This is a genomic window from Aeromonas sp. QDB14, from assembly GCF_027707845.1.
GTDB lineage: Bacteria > Pseudomonadota > Gammaproteobacteria > Enterobacterales > Aeromonadaceae > Aeromonas > Aeromonas caviae.
Genome location: NZ_JAPCJD010000156.1, coordinates 1 through 2,472 on the forward strand (window position 1 = coordinate 1; position 2,472 = coordinate 2,472).

Here is a 2,472-nt window from a genome sequence, read left to right on the forward strand (position 1 = left end):
GCACGCTTAAAAATAATAAAAGCAGACTTGACCTGATAGTTTGGCTGTGAGCAATTATGTGCTTAGTGCATCTAACGCCGCCATAAACGGCGACAGGGTGGCGCGCCTATTGCGCATAAAATGGCGAAGCCATGCGCAACAGGCGCGGAATCTCTGGCGTCCGGTTTGATGGCTTTGTTATGCAAAGGACTAGTCTTCAATGACGTGTAAACCACGGCGCTTTAAGTCCTCCAACGAATCCAACATTCCCCTTATTAATTCAACAGGATGCCCCTCCCAGTCTTCAACAACGCCAACAATTCTCAAGGGTTCGCAGGTTCTATAGGACTGTGTTGGATTACCGGGAAATCTTTTGTTCGTAAGATTCGGATCGTCTTCGAACGGTCCTGTTGGCTCAACTATGTATATGTAGCCGCGACCCTCGAGGCCAGACAGTGACATAGCAAGTTCAGCTCCCCAAACTGCTGGCTCCATCAAGGCTGAAAAGTAGATGTGCTTAAGAATACGACCGTCCTCGAAATGAGAGATGAACCCTGTGGTTAGCAAGTCACCAATCGCCAAATTGGCTTTGGTTCCATGATAGAACGGTCCTTGCACCTGCTTGTAATTATCATGAGAGATGGGAATCCAATCTTTTACCATTTTAAGACCCTTAATTGTTGGGATTTGGCTGCATAACGCCTGAAATAAGCCGTGCCGCGAAGCGGCATCGGCTTGATTGAATTGTTAGACGGCAAACTCGAGCCAATACTTGTGCAGGCCAACAATATTAGACGAGCACAGCATGGGCATTGCCGCTTTGATCTTCTCCAGTGACCAATTCCACCACTCCATCTCCAGAAGCAATGAAATTTCCTCATCGGTGAAGCGTTTCTTAATCTTCTTAGCGGGATTGCCGCCAACGATAGCGTAAGGCTCCACATCTTTTGTCACCAACGAGCGGCTGCCTATCACCGCACCGTGCCCGATCTTGATTCCGGGCATGACCATTGCCTCAGAGCCGATCCAAACGTCATTGCCAATGACAGTATTACCTGCTTTTTGGAAGGCATCGAGTGCGCTTGAGAATGCAGGTTCTTCCTGCATATAAAAGAACGGGAAAGATGATGCCCAGTCGTACCGATGCCCCTGATTGCCAGCCATGATAAAGGAAGCCCCACTCCCGATAGAGCAGAAACTACCGATGATCAACTTATCAACGTCATCACGGTCCGGAAACAGATACCGTGCGCAGTCATCGAATGAGTGCCCATGATAGTAGCCAGAGTAATAGCTGTACCGCCCAACTTTGATATTGGGGTTCTTCACTTGCTCAGAAAGCAGCTTGCCTTTGAAGGGGCTATCAAAGTAGTTGGTCATAAGAGATCCCGCGGTCTGTGACTTTGCCGTCTAACGTTTGAAATAAGGGGCGCCGAGCGCCAGCGAGGGGAGCCAAAAGCTTGCTTTTGGCCGTCCCGACTTGATTGAAGGGTTGGGCGATTTTGCCATTAGATTTTTTATAAATTTAGTGTGTTTAGAATGGTGATCGCATTTTTCTTGGCTTTTATGCTTGATGTTAAATTCGACCCCAAGTTTCCTGTAAGTGCGGACACAAAAACATATTTATGTCCTGATTTGCTTATAATAAACCCTTCAAACCATCCGTTTTGTAAGGTTCTATTTGCTGTGAATCCTGCACCAGTTTTCCCATACAGTTTTGTACTATTATCCAGATCTTGTAGATACATGTTCTCTATGGTGTTTTCTATGGCTGAGTTTTTAACTGGGAGATTGTGATTAATAATTTTACGCAGGAATTGAATTTGTTCTTCTGGTGAAATTTTTAAGCTACTTTCGAGCCATGCTTCTGTTAATCCGTTGTTTCTTTCTTTATCTCCAGAGAAGTCTTGATTTCCATAATCAAAATCTTTGAGATAATTCTTGATTTTATTTAATCCAATTTTTTGGGTTATTTCTTGCGAAACCCAAACAACAGAAAATTGCATCCACGTCTTTGGTGTATGATTGCTGTTCCAGATCTCCATTCCTTTGGGGGTTTTATCCCATTTGAATATGGTTTTCTGATCTATTATTTCCGCATCAAATGCCATAAGTGATAATGCGATCTTGAAAGTTGAATCTGGTGCCATTTGCGTTGCACACTTTGCTTTATTGAATTGAGCAATTTCAGCGTTTGTGGATGCATCGTAAAGTAAAAAACAACCTTCAGTTCCTTCAAATAATGGAGATGCAACAGTAGAGATATCTGTTGATGCACTGGCGCTGCTGTAGATAATATTTGCAATTATTAAAAAAATAGCGAAGTTGATATGTATTGTGTTTTTCATAATAAGTATTGGTTTGGTAAAGGGCTTAATTTTAACGGCTAACAATTAATGAGGCTCCGGGTTCGCCCAACGTTTGACATGAGGGGCGGCCAAGGGCGCCAGCCCTTGGACGTCCCCCTCGATGGAAGGGTTAGGCATCACTGCG

At 44.3% G+C, this 2,472-nt stretch carries 3 protein-coding genes; all 3 read right to left on the reverse strand.

All coding sequences use genetic code 11. The features are described from left to right. Positions 1-189: 189 nt before the first annotated feature. The 3 genes from PG887_RS22080 to PG887_RS22090 all read right to left on the reverse strand — a co-directional run bounded on the left by PG887_RS22080 (position 190) and on the right by PG887_RS22090 (position 2,327). Complete coding sequence (locus PG887_RS22080) at positions 190-642, reverse strand: NAD(+)--rifampin ADP-ribosyltransferase Arr-3 (RefSeq protein ID WP_001749986.1); 453 nt, start codon at positions 640-642, stop codon at positions 190-192. An 84-nt stretch (positions 643-726) separates the two neighbouring features. Next, on the reverse strand, positions 727-1,359 hold the full coding sequence (locus tag PG887_RS22085; protein WP_000186237.1) for a type B-3 chloramphenicol O-acetyltransferase CatB3: 633 nt from the start codon (positions 1,357-1,359) through the stop codon (positions 727-729). Between the two features lie 137 nt (positions 1,360-1,496). Then, entirely contained in the window at positions 1,497-2,327 is an 831-nt protein-coding gene (locus PG887_RS22090; RefSeq protein WP_001334766.1) for an oxacillin-hydrolyzing class D beta-lactamase OXA-1, read from the reverse strand. Between the last annotated feature and the right edge of the window lie 145 nt (positions 2,328-2,472).

What these genes read in the sequence shown, in the direction of transcription:
- PG887_RS22090 (WP_001334766.1), bottom strand. Translation starts at nt 2,327, where the DNA reads ATGAAAAACACAATACATATCAACTTCGCTATTTTTTTAATAATTGCA.
- PG887_RS22085 (WP_000186237.1), bottom strand. Translation starts at nt 1,359, where the DNA reads ATGACCAACTACTTTGATAGCCCCTTCAAAGGCAAGCTGCTTTCTGAG.
- PG887_RS22080 (WP_001749986.1), bottom strand. Translation starts at nt 642, where the DNA reads ATGGTAAAAGATTGGATTCCCATCTCTCATGATAATTACAAGCAGGTG.